Source organism: Streptococcus oralis (genome assembly GCF_965111685.1).
Taxonomy (GTDB): Bacteria; Bacillota; Bacilli; order Lactobacillales; family Streptococcaceae; genus Streptococcus; species Streptococcus oralis_B.
Map to the genome: position 1 here is coordinate 1,502,078 of NZ_OZ217340.1, position 25,642 is coordinate 1,527,719.

The 25,642-nt window shown below is 44.1% G+C and carries 20 protein-coding genes; 3 read left to right on the top strand and 17 right to left on the bottom strand.

All coding sequences use genetic code 11. From position 1 onward, the window contains the following. Positions 1–4: 4 nt before the first annotated feature. The 3 genes from ACLV7H_RS07775 to ACLV7H_RS07785 form a co-directional block, all read right to left on the bottom strand. Positions 5–679: a methylase gene (locus tag ACLV7H_RS07775; protein WP_411866834.1), complete on the bottom strand. Its 675-nt coding sequence runs from the start codon at positions 677–679 to the stop codon at positions 5–7. A 151-nt stretch (positions 680–830) separates the two neighbouring features. Further along, the gene (locus tag ACLV7H_RS07780; RefSeq protein WP_411866835.1) at positions 831–1,592 is read right to left on the bottom strand and encodes a DUF6261 family protein; all 762 of its coding nucleotides are present in this window, start codon (positions 1,590–1,592) and stop codon (positions 831–833) included. Positions 1,593–2,018: 426 nt separating this feature from the next. After that, a complete protein-coding gene (locus ACLV7H_RS07785) occupies positions 2,019–4,652 on the bottom strand; it encodes a DEAD/DEAH box helicase family protein (RefSeq protein ID WP_411866836.1) in 2,634 nt (877 codons plus the stop codon). 133 nt (positions 4,653–4,785) lie between these two features. On the opposite strand from ACLV7H_RS07785, the gene ACLV7H_RS07790 reads away from it, so the two are divergent. Beyond that, positions 4,786–5,403 (top strand): TVP38/TMEM64 family protein, encoded by a 618-nt coding sequence (locus ACLV7H_RS07790; protein WP_000076174.1) that lies wholly within the window; start codon positions 4,786–4,788, stop codon positions 5,401–5,403. A gap of 279 nt (positions 5,404–5,682) precedes the next feature. On the opposite strand, the gene scrK is transcribed toward ACLV7H_RS07790, so the two are convergent. Next, complete coding sequence (gene scrK, locus ACLV7H_RS07795; protein ID WP_411866837.1) at positions 5,683–6,570, bottom strand: fructokinase ScrK; 888 nt, start codon at positions 6,568–6,570, stop codon at positions 5,683–5,685. Between the two features lie 157 nt (positions 6,571–6,727). Then, entirely contained in the window at positions 6,728–8,614 is a 1,887-nt protein-coding gene (locus ACLV7H_RS07800) for a sucrose-specific PTS transporter subunit IIBC (protein ID WP_411866838.1), read from the bottom strand. Positions 8,615–8,994: 380 nt separating this feature from the next. Between ACLV7H_RS07800 and ACLV7H_RS07805 the strand changes: the two genes are divergently transcribed. After that, entirely contained in the window at positions 8,995–10,449 is a 1,455-nt protein-coding gene (locus tag ACLV7H_RS07805; protein ID WP_411866839.1) for a sucrose-6-phosphate hydrolase, read from the top strand. Then, positions 10,430–11,395, top strand: a complete 966-nt coding sequence (locus ACLV7H_RS07810; RefSeq protein ID WP_314978488.1) for a LacI family DNA-binding transcriptional regulator — start codon at positions 10,430–10,432, stop codon at positions 11,393–11,395. Before ACLV7H_RS07805 ends, ACLV7H_RS07810 begins: the two co-directional genes overlap by 20 nt. Positions 11,396–11,583: 188 nt before the next feature. Here the strand turns inward: ACLV7H_RS07810 and ACLV7H_RS07815 are convergent, their stop codons facing one another. From ACLV7H_RS07815 to ACLV7H_RS07870, 12 genes are all read right to left on the bottom strand, one after another. After that, entirely contained in the window at positions 11,584–12,858 is a 1,275-nt protein-coding gene (locus ACLV7H_RS07815) for a hydroxymethylglutaryl-CoA reductase, degradative (protein WP_411866840.1), read from the bottom strand. Further along, positions 12,858–14,030 carry a hydroxymethylglutaryl-CoA synthase gene (locus ACLV7H_RS07820; protein WP_411866841.1) on the bottom strand — a complete coding sequence of 391 codons (1,173 nt, stop codon included), beginning with the start codon at positions 14,028–14,030 and terminating at the stop codon, positions 12,858–12,860. Before ACLV7H_RS07820 ends, ACLV7H_RS07815 begins: the two co-directional genes overlap by 1 nt. Positions 14,031–14,148: 118 nt before the next feature. Then, positions 14,149–14,604 (bottom strand): threonine/serine exporter family protein, encoded by a 456-nt coding sequence (locus ACLV7H_RS07825; RefSeq protein WP_045590460.1) that lies wholly within the window; start codon positions 14,602–14,604, stop codon positions 14,149–14,151. 1 nt (position 14,605) lies between these two features. Beyond that, positions 14,606–15,364, bottom strand: a complete 759-nt coding sequence (locus ACLV7H_RS07830) for a threonine/serine exporter family protein (protein WP_045590459.1) — start codon at positions 15,362–15,364, stop codon at positions 14,606–14,608. Between the two features lie 86 nt (positions 15,365–15,450). Further along, on the bottom strand, positions 15,451–17,352 hold the full coding sequence (pknB, locus tag ACLV7H_RS07835) for a Stk1 family PASTA domain-containing Ser/Thr kinase (protein ID WP_411866842.1): 1,902 nt from the start codon (positions 17,350–17,352) through the stop codon (positions 15,451–15,453). Continuing rightward, positions 17,349–18,089 carry a Stp1/IreP family PP2C-type Ser/Thr phosphatase gene (locus ACLV7H_RS07840; RefSeq protein WP_411866843.1) on the bottom strand — a complete coding sequence of 247 codons (741 nt, stop codon included), beginning with the start codon at positions 18,087–18,089 and terminating at the stop codon, positions 17,349–17,351. Before ACLV7H_RS07840 ends, pknB begins: the two co-directional genes overlap by 4 nt. Positions 18,090–18,104: 15 nt before the next feature. Further along, positions 18,105–19,418, bottom strand: coding sequence for a 16S rRNA (cytosine(967)-C(5))-methyltransferase RsmB (rsmB, locus tag ACLV7H_RS07845; RefSeq protein WP_411866844.1), 1,314 nt, complete (start codon positions 19,416–19,418; stop codon positions 18,105–18,107). Then, entirely contained in the window at positions 19,411–20,346 is a 936-nt protein-coding gene (gene fmt / locus ACLV7H_RS07850) for a methionyl-tRNA formyltransferase (RefSeq protein ID WP_411866845.1), read from the bottom strand. Before fmt ends, rsmB begins: the two co-directional genes overlap by 8 nt. Before the next feature lie 12 nt (positions 20,347–20,358). Continuing rightward, positions 20,359–22,755, bottom strand: coding sequence for a primosomal protein N' (locus ACLV7H_RS07855; RefSeq protein ID WP_411866846.1), 2,397 nt, complete (start codon positions 22,753–22,755; stop codon positions 20,359–20,361). A gap of 65 nt (positions 22,756–22,820) precedes the next feature. After that, positions 22,821–23,135, bottom strand: a complete 315-nt coding sequence (rpoZ, locus tag ACLV7H_RS07860) for a DNA-directed RNA polymerase subunit omega (protein WP_002874282.1) — start codon at positions 23,133–23,135, stop codon at positions 22,821–22,823. 24 nt (positions 23,136–23,159) lie between these two features. Continuing rightward, positions 23,160–23,786, bottom strand: a complete 627-nt coding sequence (gene gmk, locus ACLV7H_RS07865; protein ID WP_411866847.1) for a guanylate kinase — start codon at positions 23,784–23,786, stop codon at positions 23,160–23,162. Positions 23,787–23,920: 134 nt separating this feature from the next. Beyond that, complete coding sequence (locus ACLV7H_RS07870) at positions 23,921–25,534, bottom strand: ribonuclease Y (RefSeq protein ID WP_411866848.1); 1,614 nt, start codon at positions 25,532–25,534, stop codon at positions 23,921–23,923. Positions 25,535–25,642 lie beyond the last annotated feature (108 nt).

The window sequence follows — 25,642 nt, forward strand, 5'->3', positions numbered from 1 at the left end:
TTCTTTATTCTCCCAATGTATAAACCTTTTGAATAACTACTTGTTCCATTTTGCCAACACTCAAATTTTCATCTAACTCTTCAAAGAGGCTTAGTTGTCCTTCAACAACCTTATCCTCATCATCAATATTTTCACCAAAAAGTTCAGCAAAAGCAAATCGTTTTTCTTCAACAAGACTAGGGTATCCCTTTACTCGCTTCCACTCACTAAACATAATAAGTTCATTTGAATCAGGATGACGCTTTGTCAGAGTGTTCCCTCTAACAATATTCTTTTTGATTAAGTAATGAGCAGATTTATAGATATCAGTATTGCTACTCAATCTCTCACCAAAAGAGTCTTCATACCAATCCAAATAACACAAAAACATCCTTGCTCTAGCAACTTCAAGATTATCTTCAAGATATTCAATTCCATAAATTGATGATAAAGCGAATAAAGATTTAGTTTTCCAATTTTTCTTATCATAATTCCTAGTCACAGCAGAGAGTTTTCTTTCAAGTATTGCCTCTAAAAAATTTCCATCCCCTGCTGATGGTTCCAGAAAAGTAGCATAAATATCTTCTGTTTTCTCCCTTATCCCTGGAGTATCTAGCATCTTTTGGACCATCCATGAAGGTGTAAAAACCTCTCCGTGTTTCTGTACTCTATCCTTAGATTTGATAATATTTTCTTCCATAAGCATTCCCAATCTTTAATCAACTAGTTTATAGTACGCTTGAATTTACACATATAAAATGAATTAGATTTCATCTACTATTTTCTAATATTATACCACGAATCCACCAAAAAACGCCTTTAGATAATAATATATCTAAAGGCGTTTGTTTTTATCCTGCTACTTGTGTAGTTTCTTCTGATTTTACTTTCTTATCCTTCTTACTCGAACCACTCAATCTTCGTTTACTATCTCGGATTGTATTGAGGTCTTTGAGGAGTTTGGTCAGGTGTTCTTTTTCTGGATAGGCTTCTGCGCTGGCTGCGGTATAACGCATAAAGAGGTCGTAGATACTGGTTAGTTCGTTACGGACTTGTCTGGTCTTGCCGACTTCCTTGGCAGACTTATGCGCACGCACCTGACTTTCCACCTTATCATATTCCTCTTGAGCATTGATCACCGCCATCAGCATAGGGGTCAGTCCTAGACTGGTAACTGCTGTCTGGTAGGGTTCTTCACTGAGGGTTTTGAGCAAACTCTTGATTTCTGCCGTTTCCACATCATTGCTGTGCTTGGTGATATCCTTGTACTTGGCAAAGACTGGTTTCAAGGTCCCATGAGCTTCTTTGAGTTTGGTCTCCTTGATCTTAGCAAATCCTCGATGAAGGGTAAAGAGACCGACCAAGGCACTATCACGATTGCGATCGACTTCGGTCAAGTTAGTCGCCTCTTTCTTTTCTACGATAGCTAGTTGAGCTTGGAAGTCTGCTAGTTTGCTCTTGAAGGAATCAAGGTGCTTACTATACATATCCTCGCCTTTATGCGCCTTGGCAAAAACTTCTAGTAGTTGACCCGTGTCTACCATGAGACTTTCAAACTCACGGTTGGTAAAGTTGGTATAGCTTAGCGGATGGATAGTGAATGTTTTTGTCATGATGATAACCTTTCTTTTTTCATTATTTCAAAAAGGAGTTTCCCCTTAAATTTATAAATCCATTCTAACAGTTACTTTAAAAGATTTGCCCCTTTCCTCTGAACTGTCAATATTTCCATCTAAAATGTACTTCTCAGAGCAAATTTTTTATTTCCAAAACAAAAAATCCCTATCTGACTGGAAACATATCCATCTGTCAGATAGAAACTCTTACTATTTTTAGATTTTAACTTTTCTAGCTTTAGAATACATCTAAACTTTAGGAAAGAGGACTATTCGAAAGCTCGAAGACCTCAAAACTTTCTCAGATAGACCATTCGAAGCTTAGAATACTTATAAATTTATGTATTTCTTACCATTCTAAGTTTAGAATGCATATAAACTTTAGGAGATTCATATCTTCGAAACTTCGAAGGACTACCTCCCCTACTCCAACCGGCTTTTAACCTTCTTCTTAGTCAAGGTACGGTCGTTTTGATTGGAGAGAGCTTTGATACGAGCTTCGAGAAGGGTTTTCCGTCCGGCCTCTGTTCGTGTGTAGACGAGGTGATAGCGTCTGATAGTTGGCCTCAGAAAGTCAAGGAATTTCTGTGCTTCTTCCTTGCGCTTATCAAAAAGACTAGGCACGACATAGTAAGGTGACTGACCTTGTCGGACTTTCTCTGCCTTCAAGAGATAGCGCTGATTGTCCACTGGAGCAAAGAACTCTCCCACAGTCTGAGCAAACAACTCCTTGTCCCTCATGCTTCCTCCCTTGAGATAGGCAAAGACCATGTAGTTTTCCTTGTCCTCCTCTACCTGAACACGGGATTGATCATCCGTTAGATGCCCCGAATCTAGCAGAGCCTTTCGGATCTGCTCACCCAGAGACTGCAAGCGTTTATAGGGACTCTTATAGCGGAGGTAGCGCCAAGATGCAAAGACCAAAAAGAGAAGACATGCTGTCGTAAGCCACCAAACACCGATTAGTCTTAGTCTAAATAGCAAGACCAACAAATCCACTGCCAACAAGAGCAATGACATGCGAACCCATTTTAATGCATCAAGCAAGAGCATGACTGGGATCTTCTGTTTTTGGGTTGCGACTTCTGTAACTATCTCGAACTGATCCGCTACAATAAGAGCTTCCTGCCATTTTTTTCTCAAGCCTGCTCGATCCTTGGAGAGACTCTTAACTCGCTCATTGTACTCGCTGATTTGCTTTTTCCTAAAGGGGGGCTTAGGAAAATCCAAGCGTTGCAAACCGGTCTCAATACTCTCCTGATTATAGGCCAATCCAAGAAAATGCTCCATCCGTCGCGACAAGGTCTGCAGATCTTGATTGCTCTCTGGTCTAGGCTCCTCACCAGGAAGAGTGATAAGTGCTTGCGCTTGAACGGCTACCAGATGCCAGATGTTGCTGGTCTTTTCTGGATGTCCCGACCAGATACGAATGGCACGCCCTCGCATCTGGTTACTCAGCATAAAGCTCCCCACAAAGCTTCCGAGGATTAGGGAATTAACACAAGGAGCATCCCAACCCTCTCCAAGGAGAGATTTGGTTCCGACTAGGACTTGAATCCGCCCTCGTTGAAAAAGCTCCGTCACTGCCGCTACGATTCCCTTAGATGAGCTCGGAAAACCAACCTGCACATAATCTTTTGGATCCAAGTGACCAATAGATGAGAAACTAAGAGGAATCTGAGGCAAGAGCTCCTTCAACTCTGCTGCCACATCGGTAGGCAAAATAACGACACTACCTGACAAGATAGCCAAAGACACAGGTATCTCTTGCTCCTGAGCTTTTCGACGAATGCTTTCAAAATAAGGGAGAACCCCCAACTGAGAAATGGTTGCCTGATTATCTCCCAGATAGGTAGCAAAATCCTTGCGAATATAGTCAGCTAGTACTAACTGTCTCAGTTCCTGACCTAGACTCTCATACTCCGTCAAAAAGATATCGACAATGGCAGACAATTTCCCCAGAGATTGGGTTAAAAGCTGATCAGAAGCCTTAGACTTAACCAGATAAACCTGACGTTTTTCCACCAACCCACGCGCCTTCAAGTCAGCCTCTAACTTTTTTCTATATCCATCTGGATCCTCATACCAATCTGGTGTCTGATAGAGTATGCTCTGCAACAGCGTCTCCAGCCAGTAGGAGGTCAATGCTGGAAGCTTCTGGGTTCCCAGTAAATTTTGTAAAGAGGGAGGAATCGTTAACCCCTGAGAATGCATATAAATCAACATAGCGGACAAATACTTGGGATCTTCTAAGAGCAAATCAGATGAAATATCCCCTTTGAGGACCTTAGACCCTGCTACAAATGTTTGAAAATCAGGATCAACTATAAGGTGGTGAATATAGTCCCACTTAGTCTCCTCAAACCGTTTGAGACGTTCCGCCTCTTCAGCTGTTGGTGAACACATATAGACAAAATCCTGATGAGGGCAAAGAGTGTCTTCCTTGACTAGTTCAGGTACCGTGATTTCTTGGTCGATTTCCCCACACATACGGATATAGCGTTCCCAGAGTTCAGGATCGCTGTCATAAGGTGGTGTCGCTGTCAAGGAGATGAGTTTCAGCGGTCCATACTGCTTGCGAAAGGCTTCCAGACTTTTCCACCATTCATTGCGCAGGTGGTGGCATTCGTCCAAGCAAAGAGTCGCAACTTTCTGAGTTCTTAGATTTGCAAGCAAATCAAACCCCACAAAATCCTCTTCTTCACCATCTTCTTGTGATTGCAGTTGGTTCATGGCACTATGAAAAGCCTGATAGGTCACAATCGTTAATGCTTTCATCTCCTTTAAGTTTTGGGAAACGAGATCTGAAATCTTCTGTTCGTTCTCTAAAAAGGCTGTTTGAATCCTGTCCACCCATTGTTCACGAATGGTGACAGTCGGAACTAAAACAAGGGCTGGGTTGCCAAAACGAGCAATCAGCTCGATACCAATGGTTGTCTTTCCAGACCCTGGAGCAGCCACTAGATGAACATGACCGTCTGCTTGATAGTCCTGAAAACGATCCAAGACCTGTTTTTGGTATTGGCGCCAGCTTCCTTTAAAGTTTAAACCTAACATGATACCCCCTCATTCTATACCGTTATTTTCTTATTCTCATTTTACCACACTTATTTCACCAGTCAGATAATCCAAATAGTTTTTCTTCTCAAAATATGATATAGTAGTATCATACTATCTATGAGGAGTTTACATGTCACAGGATAAGCAAATGAAAGCTGTTTCTCCCCTTCTACAGCAAGTCATTAATATCTCATCTATCGTTGGGGGAGTCGGCACCTTGATTTTCTGTATTTGGGCCTATCAGGCAGGAGTTTTACAGTCCAAGGAAACCCTATCGGCCTTTATCCAGCAAGCTGGGGTTTGGGGGCCTCCACTCTTTATCTTTTTACAGATCCTACAAACCGTTGTTCCGATCATTCCGGGAGCTTTGACCTCAGTGGCTGGGGTCTTTATTTACGGCCACATCATCGGAACCATCTATAACTATATCGGCATCGTGATTGGCTGTGCCATTATCTTTTACCTCGTGCGCCTCTACGGAGCCGCCTTTGTCCAGTCCGTCGTCAGCAAGCGCACCTATGATAAATACATCGGATGGCTTGATAAGGGCAATCGCTTCGATCGTTTCTTTATCTTTATGATGATCTGGCCTGTCAGTCCAGCTGACTTTCTCTGCATGCTGGCTGCCCTTACCAAGATGACCTTCAAACGCTATATGATCATTATCATTTTGACCAAGCCCTTTACCCTAGTGGTTTATACTTATGGTTTGACCTATATTATTGATTTCTTCTGGCAGATGTTTTGAGAATAGAAAATAGCCTGATACTAAATATACTTTGGTATGGAAATCATGCCAACTTTTCGATAGTGAATCGAGGACGTACCTAGCCTTTCCGCCGTGATAAAAACACCTGAAATCTAATGGTTTCAGGTGTTGGGAAACTTTGAGACATTAGGCTCAAAGTTTAGGTATGAAATTTCGAAGAAAGTCGCTACCGTCCGTCATCACTTAAGGAAAAGTTCAAAAAAAATTGCCTTCAAACAAAATATCCGTTTGGTTTCCCAAGCGGATTTTCTGTTTGTTTTATTTTGCGACACTCTTAGCAAGGACAAAGTTCCCAAGTGTGGCGGAACCATTTCCAGCAACTGCTGGAGTGACAATATAGTCACGCACGTCTGGTACTGGTAGGTAGCCATTGAGGAGAGCTGTGAATTTCTCACGCACACGGTCCAGCATGTGTTGCTGTGCCATGACTCCACCACCAAAGACGATCACATCTGGACGGAACGTCACGGTAGCATTGACCGCAGCTTGAGCGATATAGTAGGCTTGGACGTCCCAAACAGAACTGTTGAGTTTGATGTTTTCACCACGAACACCTGTACGAGCTTCCAAACTTGGTCCAGCCGCGAAGCCTTCCAAACAGCCCTTGTGGAAAGGACAAACACCGTTGAATTCTTTTTCAATATCCATTGGGTGTTTGGCTACATAGTAGTGACCCATCTCAGGGTGACCGACACCTCCGATAAACTCACCACGTTGGATAACACCTGCACCGATACCTGTACCAATCGTGTAGTAGACCAAGTTTTCGATACGGCCACCAGCATTGTTACGAGCAACCACTTCACCATAGGCAGAGCTGTTTACGTCTGTCGTGAAATACATGGGTACATTGAGGGCGCGACGGAGGGCCCCAAGCAAGTCCACATTTGCCCAGTTTGGTTTTGGAGTCGTTGTGATAAAGCCATAGGTTTTTGAGTTTTTGTCGATATCGATTGGACCAAATGAACCGACAGCAAGACCAGCAAGGTTATCGAATTTGGAAAAGAACTCGATGGTTTTATCGATTGTCTCGATAGGAGTTGTTGTTGGAAATTGTGTTTTTTCCACAACATTAAAGTTTTCATCACCGACAGCACAGACAAACTTTGTACCGCCCGCTTCTAAGCTTCCGTATAATTTTCTCATGATAAACCTCTTGTTTTTATTTTCTTTATTATAGCATATTTTGAAAGTCTAGATTTCTCTATATTTTAGATTTTCCTCTGTAAATCTTACCATCTAACAAAAACGAACAAACCTGACATTTGTTCGTTTTGTTTTTAGATTTGATTTTCGAAGAGGATTAGGCTTTCACTTCGATGATCGCGTCGCCCTTGACAACAGAACCACTTGCAACTGGTGTCACAGAAGCGTAGTCTGCTGTGTTGGTTACGATAACCATTGTTGTATCGTCAAGACCTGCAGCAGCGATTTTGTTTGAGTCAAATGTTCCGAGAACGTCACCTGCTTTGACCTTGTCGCCTTGAGCTACCTTTTGCTCAAAGCCTTCACCGTTCATAGTCACTGTATCGATCCCAACGTGGATCAAGATTTCAGCTCCATTAGCTGTCTTCAAACCGTAAGCATGTCCTGTAGCAAAGGCAATCGATACTTCTGCATCAGCTGGTGCGTAAACTACGCCTTGGCTTGGTTTCACTGCGATTCCTTGTCCCATTGCACCACTTGAAAAGACTGGGTCGTTAACATTCTCAAGAGCAACCACGTCCCCAACGATAGGAGTTTGGATTGTTTCGTTTTGAGGAGCTAGTGGAATGTTACCAGTTGTTTCTTCTTGAACCAAACGTTCTGTCGCCACTTCAGAAGCAACTTCTTTTTCGTCCTCGTAACCAAACATGTAAGTAAGGGCAAAACCAAGAACGAATGATACAGCTACCATAAGAAGGTATTGGAACAATTGACCATTCCCGACGTACAACATTGTACCAGGGATGATGGTGATACCATTACCAGTACCAGCGAGTCCAAGGATAGAAGCCAATCCACCACCGATAGCACCAGCGATCAATGAAAGGAAGAATGGTTTACGGAAGCGCAAGTTTACCCCGAAGATAGCAGGCTCTGTAATACCGAGGAAGGCAGAAAGAGCAGCTGGGAAAGCAAGTGTTTTTAGTTTAGGATTCTTCGTTTTAACACCAACGGCAACTGTCGCAGCCCCTTGAGCTGTCATCGCTGCAGTGATGATAGCGTTGAATGGGTTGACATGGTCAGCAGCAAGCAATTGCACTTCAAGCAAGTTGAAGATGTGGTGCACACCTGATACGACGATCAATTGGTGAACCCCACCGATGACCAAACCACCGAGACCAAATGGCAAGCCAAGAATCGCTTTTGTTCCGAGAAGGATGTAGTTTTCAACAACGTGGAAGACTGGTCCGATGACAAAGAGTCCAAGGATAGACATAACCAAAAGTGTCACGAATGGTGTCACCAAGAGATCCAAGACATCTGGAACTACTTTGCGGAGAGCCTTCTCAAACTTGGCTCCGACTACCCCGATAATGAAGGCTGGAAGAACGGAACCTTGCAAACCAACAACAGGAATGAAGCCAAAGAAGTTCATAGCTGTTACTTCACCACCTGATGCTACTGCCCAAGCGTTTGGAAGCGAACCAGAAACCAGCATCATACCAAGGACGATACCAACGGCTGGATTTCCACCGAATACGCGGAAGGTTGACCATACAACCAAACCTGGCAAGATGATGAAGGCTGTATCTGTGAGGATTTGGCTGTAAATGGTAACATCTTCTGGAAGTGTGATTCCAAGAGCATTCAAGAGACCACGAAGACCCATGAAAAGACCTGTCGCTACGATAACTGGAATGATTGGTACAAAGACGTCACCGAAAGTACGGATAGCACGTTGGAACCAGTTTCCTTGTTTAGCAGCTTCCGCTTTCATGTCTTCTTTAGAAGATGTTGGCAAACCAAGTGCAACCACTTCGTCGTACATCTTGTTTACTGTACCAGTCCCAAAGATGATTTGGTATTGGCCTGAGTTAAAGAAAGCCCCTTGAACTTTATCCAAGTTCTCAATCACTTCCTTATTGATTTTCCCTTCATCTTTGACCATGACACGTAGACGAGTCGCACAGTGGGCTACACTGTTGACATTTTCACGTCCGCCAAGGGCTTCGATGACCTTTTTTGCAATATCCTGATTATTCATTTGCAAAAATCTCCTTATAAAATTTTGTTCTTGTTTGAAAGCGATTTTATTCGCCCTACGACTATTATTTTATCATGTTTCTAAAATATGTCAAGCGTTTTGCAGGATTTTTTATTTCCTTTCTTTTTTCTCTGATTATTTTTGCTCGTTTTTGAGGGAAATTCTCTTTTTCCTCAAAAAAATATCTTTAAACTTGAGGAATCAAGGTTTTTATTTACATTTTCTTTCATTTTTTCGTGAAAATTTGCCAGATTCCCTTTACTTGTTTTATAGCAATCGTTTGACATATTTTTCCTTTTTTTAACATAAAAGACTTGCTTTTTTTGCCGAAAACGTTTACTATTAATAATAGAATAGAACTCTTAGGGAGGAAAGATAAAATGGAATGGACAACCGAGCGCCGTTACAGACGCTATGAAGACTGGTCTAATGATGAAATCAAGCAAATCAAGGAAAAGATGGCACAATCTCCTTGGCATACTCGTTACCATGTCGAGCCAAAAATGGGACTTCTCAATGATCCAAATGGCTTTTCTTATTTTGATGGCAAATGGATTCTCTTTTACCAAAACTTCCCCTTCGGTGCAGCCCATGGGTTGAAGTCTTGGGTGCAGCTTGAAAGTGATGATTTAGTGCACTTTACAGAAACTGGAGTCAAAGTTTTGCCAGATACTCCATTAGATAGCCACGGGGCCTATTCTGGATCAGCCATGCAGTTTGGCGATCAGTTGTTCCTATTCTATACAGGAAATGTCCGTGATGAAAATTGGATTCGTCACCCTTACCAGGTTGGTGCTCTTTTGGACAAAGATGGCAAGATTACGAAGATTGACAAGGTCTTGATTGACCAGCCAGCAGACTCTACTGACCACTTCCGCGACCCACAAATTTTCAACTTTAAAGGTCAATATTATGCTATCGTCGGTGGACAGGACTTGGAGAAAAAAGGCTTCGTCCGTCTCTACAAGGCTGTGGACAATGACTACACAAACTGGCAAGAGGTTGGTGACCTTGACTTTGCTAACGACCGTACTGCCTATATGATGGAATGTCCAAATCTAGTCTTCGTAGGCGAGCAACCTGTCCTTCTCTACTGCCCACAAGGATTGGATAAGGCTGTTCTAGACTATGACAATATCTATCCAAACATGTACAAAATCGGGGTTTCCTTTGATCCTGAAAATGCTAAAATGGTAGATGTGTCTCAACTTCATAATCTAGACTATGGTTTCGAAGCCTATGCAACTCAAGCCTTCAATGCTCCAGATGGACGTGCACTAGCAGTAAGTTGGCTTGGGTTACCAGATGTTTCTTACCCATCTGACCGTTTTGACTACCAAGGAACCTTCTCATTGGTCAAAGAACTCACTATCAAAGATGGTAAACTCTACCAATATCCTGTCTCAGCCGTCAAAGAACTTCGTGCTTCTGAAGAGGTCTTCTCAAATCGTACCCAAACCAATAACACCTATGAACTCGAGCTCAACTTGGAGGCCAATAGCCAAAGCGAGATTGTCTTACTTGCTGATAAAGAAGGCAAGGGGCTTTCAATCAACTTTGACCTTGTCAATGGACAGGTGACAGTGGATCGTAGTCAGGCTGGTGAACAGTACGCCCAAGAATTTGGGACGACTCGTTCTTGCCCTATCGATAATCAGGCTACTACTGCTACAATTTTCATCGACAATTCTGTCTTTGAAATTTTCATCAATAAAGGAGAAAAAGTATTTTCTGGTCGCGTCTTTCCGCATGCCGATCAAAACGGTATCCTGATCAAGTCTGGAAAGCCAACCGGAACCTACTATGAATTAGATTATGGTCGCAAAACTAACTGATGTCGCCAAACTTGCAGGCGTCAGCCCCACTACCGTCTCACGGGTCATCAATAAAAAGGGGTATCTATCTGAGAAAACCATTCTCAAGGTCAATGAAGCCATGCGAGAACTAGGCTACAAACCCAACAACCTGGCTCGAAGCCTCCAAGGAAAATCTGCCAAGTTGATTGGACTTATTTTCCCAAACATCAGTCATGTCTTTTATGCGGAGTTGATTGACAAGTTGGAACACCAACTCTTCAAGAATGGCTACAAGACCATCATCTGTAACAGCGAACATGACTCTGAAAAAGAACGGGAGTACATTGAAATGCTGGAGGCCAATCAGGTCGATGGTATCATTTCTGGAAGTCACAACTTGGGAATCGAAGACTACAATCGTGTGACGGCACCGATCATTTCCTTTGACCGAAATCTATCACCAGACATCCCTGTTGTCTCCTCTGATAACTACGGTGGCGGGGTCCTCGCAGCCCAAACTCTGGTTAAGACAGGCGCCCAGTCTATCATTATGATTACAGGGAATGACAACTCTAACTCACCTACTGGACTACGCCATGCTGGTTTTGCCTCTGTTCTCCCGAAAGCACCTATTATCAATGTTTCGAGTGACTTTTCTCCCGTCAGAAAAGAAATGGAAATCAAGAATATCTTGACCCATCAGAAACCAGACGCGATTTTTGCTTCGGATGATTTGACAGCTATTCTGGTGATCAAAATCGCTCAAGAGCTGGGAATTTCTGTTCCTGAAGAGCTCAAGGTCATCGGCTATGATGGGACCTATTTTATCGAGAACTACTATCCTCATTTGACAACGATTAAGCAACCTATGAAAGAGATTGCCCAACTCACTGTTGATCTCCTCTTGCAGAAGATTGAAGGCAAGGAAGTTGCGACAACGGGTTACTTCTTACCCGTTACTCTATTACCTGGAAAAAGTATTTAATGCTCTTCAAAAATCTCTTCAAACCACGTCAGCTTCGCCTTACCGTAGATATATGTAACTGACTTCGTCAGTCTTATCTGCAGCCTCAAAGCAGTGCTTTGAGCGACCTGTGGCTAGCTTCCTAGTTTGCTTTTTGATTTTCATTGATTATAAGCACAAGAAAACTCAGACGAATTCGTCTGAGTTTTTTATGATCTTAAGTTTTCTAGATAGCGCTGGGCTGTCTCTAAGTTAAAGATTTTCTCTGCGATGAGGCGCTCAACTAGGGGAGTAACTTCAGATTCACTAGCACCAGCTAGGAGAGCTAGGGATTTGGCCTGCAATTTCATGTGACCTTGCTGGATGCCCGTACTGACCAAGGCTTTCAGAGCCGCAAAGTTTTGGGCAAGACCGATAGACACGATAATCTGAGCTAATTCTTTGGCAGAAGGATTTCCCAGTAGTTCGTGACTAAGAGCTACTCGGGGGTTGAGACCGATTGAGCCACCCTTGGTCGCTACCGCCATGGGTAGGGTCATCTCACCGACCAATTCTTCTCTTTCCATGTCCAGTGTCCATTGACTAAGACCTTGATAGCGTCCATCTCGACTGGCAAAGGCATGGGCCCCAGCTTCGATGGCACGCCAGTCATTACCAGTGGCAATCAAAATGGCATCAATACCATTAAAAATCCCTTTATTGTGAGTAGCTGCTCGGTAGGGATCAGCCTGTGCAAACTGGCTAGCCAAAGCTATTTTCTCCGCAATTTCTCGTCCTTGGTCCCTTTGGGGACTCAAGTAGCGAAAGGCGATACGACAGCTTGCAGTCACCAGAGAATCGGTCGCGTAATTGGACAGGATTCCCATGAGACTCTGTCCCTGACTGAGCTCTTCTAAGACTGGCTTCAAGGCTTCCAGCATGGTGTTGAGTATATTGGCTCCCATGGCTTCCTGAGTATCGACATGGAGATAAACAACGAGAAAGTCTGTTTCACCTTTGATCTGCTCTACACGCAAATCACGCGCCCCGCCACCACGTTTGACGATGGAGGGATAGGCTTGATTGGCAAGTTCTAAGAGCTCCGCCTTCTTGCTGGCAATCTTATCTTGCGCTAGATCTGGATTAGCAACTTGATAAAGGGCTACCTGACCAATCATCTGGCGCTCATGTACTTGAGCAGTAAAGCCACCTGCTCGCTTGATGATTTTACTTGCATAGCTGGCCGCAGCAACCACTGACGGCTCTTCTGTCACATAGGGAACTGTATAATCCTGACCATTCACCAAAAGCTCTGGAATGATAGAATAAGGCAGAGAAAAAGTTCCTACCACATTCTCACTCAGCTGATCTGCGACAGACAAGCTGACTTGTTCATCCTGCTCCAGACTGGTTTGCTTTTCAGGACTAAGGAGCGCCTGAGCTTTCAGCAACTCAAGGCGCTCATGGTATGATTTTTTAGAAAATCCATTCCAACTTCTCTTCATTATTTTTCAACCTTGCTATAACGGCGTTGGTGGTCGATAATTTCAACCAAGGCATAGTCTTGATATTCATAAGCTGCAAATTGGGCTGAGCCAGACTCATCCAACTGCAATTCTTCGAAGAAGACTTTTTCATAGTCTGCAACAGACAATGCTGTACGTTGTTTGAGTTTGCTCAAGCGAACCTTATCAAGGTAAGTTTCATAACCTTCTACCAGTTCTCCACTAAAGAACTCTGAAACCGCTCCACTTCCGTAACTGTAGAGGGCAATTTTATCTCCAGCCTTCAAAGTCTCCGCATTTTCCAAAAGAGAGAGGAGGCCAAGGAAGAGGGAACCTGTGTAGATATTCCCAATCATCTGACTATAAAGAATGGACTTATCAAAGTTTTCTTGCAAACTATCCTGTTTTTCTTTAGACAAAGTCTTGTCCATCATCTTGCGCAAGGCTTTTAGGGCCAACTTAGGATAAGGCAAGTGGAAGCAGATAGCCGCAAAGTCATCCATAGTCCAATCATAGCGTTTCTTGTATTCATCCCAAGTCGTTGTCAGGCAATCAAGATACTCTTGGGTCGAGTACATGCCGTTTACATAAGGAGTGATTGAATAGTTCGGACGCCAGAAATCCATGATGTCGCGTGTTTGAGCAACATTATCATTGTTAAAGGCCATGATGTGCGGATTTTGGGTGATCAACATCGCTACACTTCCAGCACCCTGAGTTGGTTCACCAGGAGTTCCGACACCATACTTGGCAATATCACTGGCAATGACCAGGACTTTTGATTCTGGAGAATTTTCCACATGCAATTTAGCATAATGAAGAGCAGCTGTCGCTCCATAGCAGGCTTCTTTGATTTCAAAGCTACGGGCGAAAGGCTGGATGCCTAATAGACCATGAACAAAGACTGCTGCCGCCTTACTCTGGTCAATTCCTGACTCGGTCGCCACAATGACCATGTCGATTTCTTCTTTTTCTTTATCTGTGAGGATAGAGTTGCTGGCACTAGCAGCCAAGGTAACAATGTCCTCAGTCAGTGGTGCAATACTAATTTCATTTAACAAGAGTCCCTTGCTAAATTTTTCGGGGTCAACTCCCCTCGCTTCTGCTAAGTCTTGTAATTTCAAGACATACTGACTGGTCGCAAAACCAATCTTATCAATACCGATTGTCATATTTACCTCTGTTTTTTCATTCATTGTAAAAAATCGTTTCACTCTATTTTATCACAAATAGGAACAAAAGAGAGAAAAAAGACTTGATTCAACAAATCAAGTCTTTGCTTTGACTGCATTAGGAAGAGACTCCTCGTTGTTTGCGGATGTAGTAATAAAGCTTTAGAATTACCGTTCCACTTGCCATTCCAATAGAAATAACAAGGGCTAACATAACCACCAAAGTCGCGCTGGCAATAGCATGGCTGTAATCGCCTGTCACAAAGAAAGCTGTCGTTCGATAGGATAAATAACCCGGCACCAGGGGGGCAAGAATGGCCAAGACAAAGACCACCGCTGGTGTCTTATAGACAATACTTAAAATCTGACTGATGCAAGAGCCAATTACTGCTGCGATAAAGGTCGCAATAATAACATTGGTTGGTTCTTTGAGTATGAGATAGAGGAGCCAAACGCCCATTCCCAAAATACCACCAGGTAGTAGCATGGAACGTTGAACATTCAGTACGATTAAAAAGGTGATAATGGCGAGTAAACTCGCCACTGCTTGGAGTAAAATACTTGTTAGAGTCATCTTATGTCATCAAAACCAGGGCGACAGAGGTGCCAGCCCCTAAAGCGAGGGTAATGAGCAAAGATTCAAACATCTTGCTCATACCAGAGTTGATATGGTTGGTCATGATATCCCGAACTGCATTTGTCAAAGCAATCCCTGGAACAAAGGGCATGACGGCTCCTGCTATAATCAGATCTGCCGTCGAAGGAAATCCTGTATAGCGGGCCCAGAACTGGGCGATCAATCCGAAAACAAAGGCACCCGCAAAGGCCGTTACAAAAGGAATGCGGACAAACTTCTCTACATAGAGTGAGAAGGCAAATCCAAATAAAGTCGCAATAGCCGCACCAAGAGCGTCATAAACATTGCCCCCAAACATAATCGAGAAGAAAGGGGCACTGAGGGTCGCTGCTACAGTCACTTGGAACTTAGTATAAGGAAGGGCTTGATTGCCGATTTCTTTGAGCTTTTTAAAGGCTGTCGAGAGATCAATCTGTCCTCCGACAAGCTCCCGTGATACTTGGTTGACATCGCAAACTTTTTCAATGTTATAAGAGGATGAGGTCACCCGTTTCATCCGAGAAATATTGGTGTTTTCAATAGAAAAGAAAATAGCTGCGGGCATGGCAAGAACATTGCAATCCATTATCCCCTGCGAATGGGCAATACGGATCATAGTATCCTCAACTCGATGAATCTCTGAGCCACTTTTCAGGAGAATGGTTCCTGCTAGCATAATCACATCAATGACGGCATTCAACTCTCTCGATTCGTCCATTTTCTCCTCCTTTTTTCTACTCCCTATATTTTATCACAAAATCTTGTGAAAAAAAATCTTTGTCATGAAATCATGACAAAGATAGTTTAATCTCGAGAACTTTCGTGAGATCCTTCATGATTGGATGAACTGCTAGAAGGAGTGTTCCCTTGTTGATTTCCTTGCTGGTTCCCTTGATTTGGTGTTGATGTAGAACCCTGGTTCCCTCGTTGAGCAGGGTTAGAGGATGAAGTTGACGGCGGTGTTTTCGGTTTGTAAATCGAAATCTTGATACGCGTACTTGCAAGATCAACCAGTTCTCCTGCTCTTGGCGTTTGACTTACAACAGTTCCTTCTGCCGTTCCTTCAGGAGCAGTCGATACTTCAACAACCTCAATATTTGCTTCCTTCACACCGACAATCTGAGTCAAGTTATTGTTTGTAAACTCGAGGCTTGAACCAATGTAGTTCGGCATGCTGACACTAGTCACCTTCTTAGCTACTATTAAGGTAATCGTAGTAGCTTTTGAGAGATCATAAGTCGAACCCGAAGCAGGAGTCTGTCTAAGGACGGTTCCAGGTTCGCTTTCGCTGGATTCTTCCTCTTCCATCTTGATTAGATTTTCAGGAACCTTCTTCTCCTTGAGTTCGGCTACAACATCCGTATACTTGCGTCCGACGTAATTACTCAATTGGAAAGATTGCTTCCCAGAAGAAACAATCAAATTGACCTTGGTTCCTTCTTTTCGGCCGCTACCAGCTTCTGGATCCGTTCGAATAACACGTCCCTCTGCTACTGTATCGCTGGTCTCTGACTTTTCTTCACCGGCTTCAAACTTGGATTTTTTAAGAGCTTCCTTAGCCTCTGCAACGGTTTGTCCAGCTACGTCAGGAATATCAATCGTTGCTGGTGTTCTTGACAAAATCCAAATCAAAGAGGCTGCAACCAATAGAATACTAGCCAAAAGAATCATATAGCGAGCCTTAAACTTCCGTTTCTTGGCTGATTTTGGCGCTGGAGCCGGCTCTGCCATCGGTTGAGTTGGTTTCTTTGACTGAGGGCGTTCTTCTTGCGCCGGAGCTTTAGGAATGGACGTCAGTGTACTTTGTGGAACTTTAGGCAAAGTCTTAGTGTCTGCCTTACTCGCATCGTCAAAGACCAGTTTCGGTTCATTCCGACGATTATAAGACAAGCTAGTTGACAAGTCCACATACATTTCCGAAACAGACTGATAACGATCTGACAGCTTCTTAGCAGTTGCCTTGATGACAACATTTTCTAAAGCCTGAGGGACAGATGGGTTTTCAGCTATGACGGACGGAAGTGGCTTCTGGAAATGCTGGAGGGCAATGGTCACCGCGCTATCCCCATCATAAGGGATATGTCCCGTCAGCATTTCATAGAAGATAATCCCCATTGCATAGATATCACTCTGGAAGGTCGCTTTAGAACCACGCGCTTGTTCAGGTGACAAATAATGAACAGAGCCCAGCATCGAGTTTGTCTGAGTCAGACTGGTCTCCGCAAAGGCTACCGCAATCCCAAAGTCAGTGACCTTGGCTGTGCCATCAGGGGTTAGTAGGATATTTTGTGGTTTCAAATCGCGGTGAACGATGCCTCTAGTATGGGCTAAGCGCATGGCCAAGAGGATTTGTCCCATGATTCGAACTGCTTCTTCATTTGAAAGAGGATGGTGTTCTTTGATATAACGCTTAAGGTCAAGCCCTGCTACGTACTCCATAGCTAGGTACTGTTGACCATCTTCCTCACCAATATCTGTTATCCGAACGATATGAGGATGGTCCAGATCCGCCATGGCTCTTGCTTCACGCTGGAAACGTGCCACAGCAATAGGGTCCGTCTGGTAGTTGGTCCTCAGGACCTTGACCGCCACTTCTTCCCCGTCTAGGATCAAATCCTTGGCCAAGTAAACATCTGCCATGCCTCCCCGACCAATCTGCTTGACAATCCGATACCGCCCGGCAAAAATCTTGCCGATTTGGATCATTCTGCTGCCTCCTCGTTCATGTAAACAAGGGCAACCGTAATGTTGTCTAATCCTCCTGCATTGTTAGCGAAGCGAATGAGGGTTGCCGCCTTATCTGCTAGGGAAATATCACTGGTTACGATATCATAAATCTCGCTTGCCGAAATCATATTGGTCAAGCCGTCACTATTGAGCAAGAGATAATCTCCTGACTCCAGTGTAATCATCCCAAAATCTGGCTGGATTTCATCTTTTTGTCCGATAGACTGGGTGATGATATTCTTTTGAGGGTGAGTTTCTGCTTCTTCTGGAGTCAATTGACCAGCCTTGAGCAATTCGTTGACCAAGGAATGGTCACTCGTCAACTGGTGATATTCTTCTCCACGAATCAAACCGATACGAGAATCTCCAATGTGAGCATAGATGGCTTGGTTTTCAATAAAAGCAACAGCTTCTAGCGTTGTTCCCATGCCTTTGTAGGCTTCATTCTGACCTAGTTGATGAATTTTTTGATTTTCAATCTCCAGGTAGTGGGCAAACCACTCACGAACTTCATTGACTGAGTCGATTTGGGTATCCACCCAAGCAACACCAAGGTCTGTTACCGCCATCTCACTAGCGATATTTCCTGCACGGTGGCCTCCCATCCCGTCAGCCAAGATGATCATAGTGCGTCCTGCTCGGTTGACAAAGTGATTGACATAGTCCTGATTATTTGTCCGTTTCTGACCAACATCTGTTAATAATGCTATTTCCATTGTGTCAGTTCCTTCCTATTCTGATATCTTGCGAAATTGGCTGATAAAGAATCCATCACTTCCATACAATTCAGGAGTAATCAGGATGCAGCCATCTTTCAGGATATCTTTACATTCGTGTTCTAGTTTAACCTGCTCGAACTCGGGATGACTTTCTAAAAACGCCTCAACGACTTGAAAGTTCTCCTCAGAGACAATAGTACAGGTACTATACGTTATTATACCACCTTTTCGTAGTGTTTGACAAACACTACCTAATATTTCCAGCTGAATTTCCTGTAAGGAGGTGAAATCTGCCGTTTCTTTATTGTATTTGATGTCTGGTTTGCGACGTAAAAGTCCAATCCCAGAACAGGGAGCATCTACTAAAATCTTATCAAAAGAGTCATGACCGAAAAACTCATGCACTTTTCTGGCGTCCAATTTTTGCGTTTGCACTCGATCTGCCACACCCAGACGTTGGGCGTTTTCTTGGATCAAGTCCAACTTGTGGTCATAAAGATCCAAAGCTGTCACCTTACCAGATGTGAGGTAAGAAGCCATATGGGCTGTCTTTCCACCCGGGGCGGCACAGGCATCTAGAACCTGCTCATCGCCTTGTAAATCAAGAGTGGGAGCAACCAGTTGACTGGACTCGTCTTGGATAGTAATAGCACCCTCTGAGAACAAATCATGTCCCGCAAAGTGTCCCTGCTCCTTGAACAAACCAGAAGCAGCCAAAGGTGAATCACTCGCCTCTAACACGGCTTTGATTTCCTCCTTTCGGCTCAAGTTGGTCACCCGGATGCTAGCTTTGTTGCGCACCAAGAGACTTTTAAAGATGGCTTGTGCTCGCTCTTCACCGTATTCTTCCTTAAGTTTAGACACGAGCCAAACTGGGAGAGAATAGGCAATGGAATCACGCTTGTTTTTGCGTTTGATAGTTGCAATATCTGGCCACCCTTCTCGCAAGATACGACGAAGGACAGCGTTGACCAATTTTTCACTGCCTTTTTTACGTGCTTTAGCTATTTCCACTGCTTCATTGACCACAGCATGGTCAGGCACCTTATCTAGAAAACGGACTTGGTAGACGCTCATGAGAAGAAGAACATAGAGCCAGTTATCTAGCTTGTCTCGGTCTTGGATAAAGTGAGACAGATACCATTCTAAGGTGAGTTTGCGAGCTACCGTTCCGTAGACAATCTCTGTTACCAAGCCCTTATCCGGTGCTGAGAGTTGACTGCCCTTGAGGTGTTTATTTAAAGCAATATTTGAATATGCTTGGTTGACAAAAACATCCTCTAACACTGCTAGAGCTAGATTTCTAGCCGTTTCTACTTTAGTCACCAAATCGTTCTCCTACAGTCAATGTCCGTCCAACTCCGTTGAGGAAGGAAGCAATGTCCATCTTAGGCTTACCTGCTGGCTGCACTTGCTTGAGGGATAGAGCACCTTCTGCCGTTGCAACGATCAATTCCTTTTTACCAATAGAGAGGATCTCACCTGGATTTCCCTGACCTTCTACTGGTAGGGCTTCATAAATTTTAAAGCGGTCGCCTTTGAGAAAAGTATGGGCAACAGGCCAAGGATTCATGCCGCGGATCTGGTTGAAGAGTTGGCGATTGGTTTTAGTCCAATCGAGTTTCTCTTCTTCTGGCTTGATATTTGGCGAGAAAGTAACCTGACTTGGTTCTTGTGGTTCAGGTTGGATTTCTCCTGCTAAGTAGCCAGGTAGCGTATCCAAAAGCAAGTTCCGACCAACAATCGCTAATTTTTCAAACAAGGTGCCGACATTGTCCTCATCTGTGATGGGAATACTGCGACGGGAAATCATATCACCTGCATCCATCTCCTTGACCATTTCCATGATGGTCACACCAGCTTCCTCATCCCCTTGAATCAAGGCATAATGAATGGGAGCACCACCACGGTGTTTGGGAAGAAGGGAGGCGTGAACGTTGACCGCAAAATCCATGCTATCAAGGAGTTTACTTGGGAGAAATTGCCCAAAAGCAGCGGTCACAATCCCATCCGCTCCTAAATTCATAATAGCTTCCAGCTCTGGACTTCCAGATAATTTTTCAGGCTGGTAGATGGGAAGACCTGCTTCTTTGGCAGCCTGCTTGACTGAGGTTTCTTGGATCACTTTTTTACGGCCGACAGCGCGGTCTGGCTGGGTCACAACAGCTAGGATCTCGTAACGGTCGTCTGATAACAACCCCTTCAAAACTGTCGCTGAAAAATCAGGTGTCCCCATAAAGATTAGTTTTGTCATTTCTTCTCCTTCTTATAAAAATTGCTGCGGTTCGTGGTCAATGCTGAGACGAAGCTCGCTATTTTCCCGTTCTTGAGTCAAGGCCAAGATCTGGTTAAGGGTTGGACCCAGCTCATCTTCTAAACGGTATTTAATCAAAATCTGGTAATGATAAAGGTTGTGGGTACGGGCAATGGGTTTTGGTGTCGGTCCAAGGATTTTGCTAGTTTCCGATAAACCTGATCGCAAAATTCCCATGACCTCATAGGCACGTTTGACAACCTCTTCTTCTTTCTTATGAGAGAGGGTAATCCCAATAGTGAAATAATAAGGCGGATAGCCGAGTTGGCGCCTGATACTCATTTCATAGGCGTAAAAGCCTTCATAATCCTGCTCCTTGGCAAATCGAATGGCATAGTGCTCAGGATTGTAAGACTGGATCAAGACCTGCCCAGCTTTTTCCGCACGACCTGCACGACCAGCCACCTGAGTTAAGAGTTGGAAGGTTCTCTCGGAAGAACGAAAATCAGGTAGATTCAAGGCCGTATCCGCATTGAGCACTCCAACTAGGGTCACATTTGGAAAATCCAAGCCCTTGGCAATCATCTGAGTTCCCAGCAAGATATCCGCTTCGCCTTGACCAAACTGGTCAAGAAGAGCTTGGTGACTGCCTTTCCTACGGGTCGTATCCACATCCATTCGCAGAATACGGGCCTGAGGAAAGAGTTCTGCCAGCTCATCGTAGGCTTTCTGAGTCCCTGTACCGTAGTAGCGAATGCTGCGACTCTGACAGTTAGGACAGATATGAGGAATTCCCTTCGAAAAGCCACAGTAATGGCAGTTCATGGTCTTGGTATCCATATGAAGGGTGAGAGAAATGTCACAGTTGGGACAAGTATCCACCGTCCCACACTCCCGACACATGACAAAGCTAGAATAGCCCCGACGATTGAGCATAAGGACTACCTGCTCTTTTTTATCCAAACGGTCTTGGATAGCTTCTAGCAAAGGGGGCGTAAAGTTTGATGTCTCATTCTGCCCGATATAGTCCCGAAAGTCAATCACTTGAACCTCAGGAATAGTGGCTAAAGGATTGGCCCGTTGGCTTAGACGTAAGTGGTGATAGACACCTTTTCCAGCTCGCGCACGACTCTCTAAGCTCGGTGTAGCCGAACCAAGGACCAGGGCCGCTTGATTGTACTGGGCCCGTAGAACGGCGACCTCTCTGGCATGATAACGGGGATTGCTGTCTTGTTTATAGCTGGCTTCGTGTTCTTCATCGATAATGATGACACCTAGATTTTTCAGAGGAGCAAAGATAGCTGATCGAGCGCCAACGACAACTTGGGCATCGCCACGCTCAACCTTGCGCCATTCATCGTACTTTTCACCATTGGAAAGGCCTGAGTGGAGGATAGCTACTTTCTCGCCAAAACGAGCAATGAACCGCTCCGTCATTTGTGGCGTCAGAGAAATCTCAGGTACCAGCAAAATAGCCGTCTTACCCTTATCCAAGGCCCCTTGGATAATCTGCAAGTATACCTCCGTTTTCCCACTTCCTGTAATCCCTTGAAGGAGGAAAGGAGGCTGTTGACTGCCAATAGCACTGACAACCGCATCACGTGCCTGTCTTTGTTCTGGGTTCAGCTCCAAAGGTTGACTTGCTTCAATGCCTTCAAAATAAGCAGCTGAACGTTGCACTTCCTTTTGTACTAGGGTTAGAGCTCCTTGTTCCACAAAGAAGTTGACTTGCTCGCGTGAGTAGGATTCTAACAAGCTAGCCAGAGGAGCACTTTCAGGATGAGCAAGCAAATAGTCTCTCAGCTCTGCCTTTTTCTTAGCACGCGCAGAAATCTCAATCTTCTCTAGCTTAGTAATATCTACTTCATACCAAGACTGGGTCTTGACCTTCTTCTGATCGACTGCCTGGTATTCTAAGCGGAGCAGACCTTTTCTAGTCAAGCGCATCATTTCTGCCTGCTTGGCCAAATCTAGAGATGAAAAGGCTAGCGAATCTTCAGAACCAAACAAGCGCTCTTTGTCTGCCTGACTTAGGCCTTCTAAAGGATAGAGAATCTTATCATAACTGGAGTTTAAAAACCCTGGAAGCATGGCTTTTAGAATGGAGATTTTGTAAGAAAAGACTGACTTACGTAGCTCCTCAGCTAGCCAGAGTTGCTCCTGGGTCAAGACTGGAGAAAAGTCTAGGACTTCTGCAATCTCTTTCAAGTCTTGATCAGCCACTTCTTCATCCGACTGGGACTCCAAGCCCAACACAATCCCTTGGATCAAACGATTGCCCTTACCGAAGGGAACATGGACCCGCATACCGGCTTCCAGCATCTCTACAAATTCCTCAGGGACCTTGTAGCTGTAGGGCTGGTCCGTCTGCATCAGGGGAACATCCACTATAATTTTTGCGATAGCCATTTTCTCACCTCCTTCTTGTCACTACATTCTTGCAATAGAAAAAATAAGATTGAGTCCCCCCAACCTTAAATTTTTTCACCATCTTCTTTTTCTTTAGCGATTTGCTCTTTGATTTTCTTTTCTTCTTCTTCCTTGCGGCGTTTTTCTTCTTCGATACGGAGACGAACTGCTTCACGTTTTCCTTCTGGATCTGGGTGAATGGTTACATTTCCAGACTCGATTTCTTCCAAAGCACGAAGAGTTGATTTTTCAGACTTAAACTCTTGAGTTGCTGGTGCGCCTGCTTCTAGTTCGTGGGCACGCTTTGCTTCCAAGATTACGAGTGAATATTTTGATGGTACCTTGTCCAGCAAGGTATCGATAGAGGGTTTTAACATCATTTGCTTGTACCTGTTTCCTATAGTTTATCGAGTAGTTGGAGATTTTGGCAACATTTCCTGATAGTGACCAATGACACGGTCCACACGGAAGTGTTCTGCTTCGATCACACGCTTGACACGTTCAGCAGCGAGGGGCACCTGATCGTTAACAATGGCATAATCATACTCACGCATGAGAGCAATTTCTTCCTTGGCTTTTTCGATTCGTTGGGCAATCACTTCAGCACTATCTGTTCCACGACCTACCAAACGATCTTGCAATTCATCCAAATCTGGTGGTGTTAGAAAGATAAAGACAGCATCTGGAACCTTTTTCTTAACCTGAAGGGCTCCTTGGACTTCAATCTCAAGAAAGACATCGATTCCCTTATCTAGGGTTTCGTTGACATAGGTCAGAGGAGTTCCATAGTAGTTACCGACATATTCGGCATATTCCAACATCTGACCATGACGGATTAGCTCTTCAAATTCTTCACGAGTACGGAAGAAATAATCCACTCCGTCCACTTCACCAGGACGTTGCGCACGCGTCGTCATCGATACAGAGTATTGAAATTGATTCTCAGAACTCTCAAAAATCTCTCTTCTAACCGTTCCTTTCCCAACTCCTGAAGGACCAGAAAAAACGATTAGCAAGCTTCGGTCTGCCATTATGTCTCCTTTAGTTAGTTTGTGAAATAAAGTGAAATTTCTCTCGGATACTGATGATAGTGTCAATTATCCTTCTACAGTCTTTCTATCTAGTGTAACAAAAAAGCAGTAATATTTCAACTGCTCTTTCTTATTTATTTAGCATAATCTACTGCACGAAGTTCGCGGATCACGGTTACCTTGATATTTCCTGGGTAATCGAGATTGTTTTCAATTTTCTCACGAACTTTGTGAGCCAAGATTGTGACTTTGTCGTCTTTGATTTGTCCTGGATTAACCATGATACGGATTTCACGTCCTGCTTGAAGAGCGAAGCTATTTTGCACCCCTTCAAAGCCATTGGCGATTTCTTCCAAATCGTGGAGACGCTTGATATAGTTTTCAAGAGATTCACTACGAGCCCCTGGACGCGCTGCACTCAAGGCATCTGCTGCAGCAACGATCACTGCAATGACGCTTTCGGCTTCGACATCTCCGTGGTGGCTAGCAATAGTATTCACCACAACTGGGTGTTCCTTGTACTTACGAGCCAACTCCATACCAATCTCAACGTGGCTACCTTCAACCTCGCGGTCAATAGCTTTCCCTATGTCATGAAGGAATCCAGCGCGACGGGCAAGAGCTGCATTTTCACCAAGTTCACTCGCAATGATACCAGATAACTTAGCAACCTCAATCGAATGACGCAAGACATTTTGTCCATAAGAAGTACGGAACTGCAAGCGTCCCATGATCTTCATCAAGTCTGGATGAAGGTTTGGCGCACCAATCTCATAGGCAGCAGCCTCACCATATTCACGGATTTTATTGTCAATCTCCTGACGGTTTTTCTCCACCAACTCCTCGATACGAGCTGGGTGGATACGGCCATCCTTGAGCAACATTTCCATGGTCATACGAGCAATCTCACGACGAATCGGATCAAATCCTGACAAGGTTACCACTTCTGGCGTGTCGTCAATGATGACATCTACCCCTGTCAAACTTTCAAAGGTACGAATATTGCGTCCTTCACGACCGATAATGCGTCCCTTCATGGTATCGTCTGGTAGGTGAACTGTAGAGTTTGTTGACTCCGCTACATACTCACCAGCGATACGCTGCATAGCCTGAACCAAGATATCTTTCGCGATCTTGTCTGAACGTTCCTTCACCTCTTGCTCAGCCTCACGAATGCGGCTAGCAATTTCCTTGGTCAAGTTTTCCTCTGTCTGAGCCAAGATAATATCTCGAGCCTCAGTTTGGGAAAGGGAACCGATACGTTCAAGTTCAGCTTCTTTTTGTCTTTCGACTTCCTCTAATTGCTCTTCACGTGCATCAAGGTTTTTTGCTCTATCAGAAATACTTTGTTCTTTTTGTTCAAGTGTTTTTTCTTTGTTCGTCAAATTGTCGTCCTTACGGTCAAGGCTCGTAGCTCTCTCCGTCAAACGACTTTCAATTTGCTTGAGCTCCTGACGTTCTGACTTAAATTCAGCGTCCACTTCTTCACGGTATTTTCTGGCTTCCTCTTTGGCCTCCAATAGTGCTTCTTTTTTAAGAGACTTGCTTTCGCTCTTGGCTTCATTTAGCAATAAATCCGCTTCGCGCTCAGCTTGTCCTCGTAAATTAGTTGCTTCTTGTTCAGCATTTAGAAGCATCAACTCTGCAGCCTCTTGAGATGATTTCATCTTAGCTGAGATGCTGACATATCCAATGACTAAACCAATGATGACGGCAAAAACAGCAATCGCAAGTGTCATGATTTCCATGTTTTTACCTCATTAAATTTGTTTATCGAATGACATACATTCCTTAATATTCTATCATAAAAAACCGATTTCCACAAACCCAAATTAAAGAGTTTTGTGTAAATTTTA

Excerpts from the sequence above, each read along its gene's own strand:
- ACLV7H_RS07775 (WP_411866834.1), bottom strand. The coding sequence starts at position 679 with ATGGAAGAAAATATTATCAAATCTAAGGATAGAGTACAGAAACACGGA.
- ACLV7H_RS07780 (WP_411866835.1), bottom strand. The coding sequence starts at position 1,592 with ATGACAAAAACATTCACTATCCATCCGCTAAGCTATACCAACTTTACC.
- ACLV7H_RS07785 (WP_411866836.1), bottom strand. The coding sequence starts at position 4,652 with ATGTTAGGTTTAAACTTTAAAGGAAGCTGGCGCCAATACCAAAAACAG.
- ACLV7H_RS07790 (WP_000076174.1), top strand. The coding sequence starts at position 4,786 with ATGTCACAGGATAAGCAAATGAAAGCTGTTTCTCCCCTTCTACAGCAA.
- scrK (WP_411866837.1), bottom strand. The coding sequence starts at position 6,570 with ATGAGAAAATTATACGGAAGCTTAGAAGCGGGCGGTACAAAGTTTGTC.
- ACLV7H_RS07800 (WP_411866838.1), bottom strand. The coding sequence starts at position 8,614 with ATGAATAATCAGGATATTGCAAAAAAGGTCATCGAAGCCCTTGGCGGA.
- ACLV7H_RS07805 (WP_411866839.1), top strand. The coding sequence starts at position 8,995 with ATGGAATGGACAACCGAGCGCCGTTACAGACGCTATGAAGACTGGTCT.
- ACLV7H_RS07810 (WP_314978488.1), top strand. The coding sequence starts at position 10,430 with ATGGTCGCAAAACTAACTGATGTCGCCAAACTTGCAGGCGTCAGCCCC.
- ACLV7H_RS07815 (WP_411866840.1), bottom strand. The coding sequence starts at position 12,858 with ATGAAGAGAAGTTGGAATGGATTTTCTAAAAAATCATACCATGAGCGC.
- ACLV7H_RS07820 (WP_411866841.1), bottom strand. The coding sequence starts at position 14,030 with ATGACAATCGGTATTGATAAGATTGGTTTTGCGACCAGTCAGTATGTC.
- ACLV7H_RS07825 (WP_045590460.1), bottom strand. The coding sequence starts at position 14,604 with ATGACTCTAACAAGTATTTTACTCCAAGCAGTGGCGAGTTTACTCGCC.
- ACLV7H_RS07830 (WP_045590459.1), bottom strand. The coding sequence starts at position 15,364 with ATGGACGAATCGAGAGAGTTGAATGCCGTCATTGATGTGATTATGCTA.
- pknB (WP_411866842.1), bottom strand. The coding sequence starts at position 17,352 with ATGATCCAAATCGGCAAGATTTTTGCCGGGCGGTATCGGATTGTCAAG.
- ACLV7H_RS07840 (WP_411866843.1), bottom strand. The coding sequence starts at position 18,089 with ATGGAAATAGCATTATTAACAGATGTTGGTCAGAAACGGACAAATAAT.
- fmt (WP_411866845.1), bottom strand. The coding sequence starts at position 20,346 with ATGACAAAACTAATCTTTATGGGGACACCTGATTTTTCAGCGACAGTT.
- ACLV7H_RS07855 (WP_411866846.1), bottom strand. The coding sequence starts at position 22,755 with ATGGCTATCGCAAAAATTATAGTGGATGTTCCCCTGATGCAGACGGAC.
- rpoZ (WP_002874282.1), bottom strand. The coding sequence starts at position 23,135 with ATGATGTTAAAACCCTCTATCGATACCTTGCTGGACAAGGTACCATCA.
- gmk (WP_411866847.1), bottom strand. The coding sequence starts at position 23,786 with ATGGCAGACCGAAGCTTGCTAATCGTTTTTTCTGGTCCTTCAGGAGTT.
- ACLV7H_RS07870 (WP_411866848.1), bottom strand. The coding sequence starts at position 25,534 with ATGGAAATCATGACACTTGCGATTGCTGTTTTTGCCGTCATCATTGGT.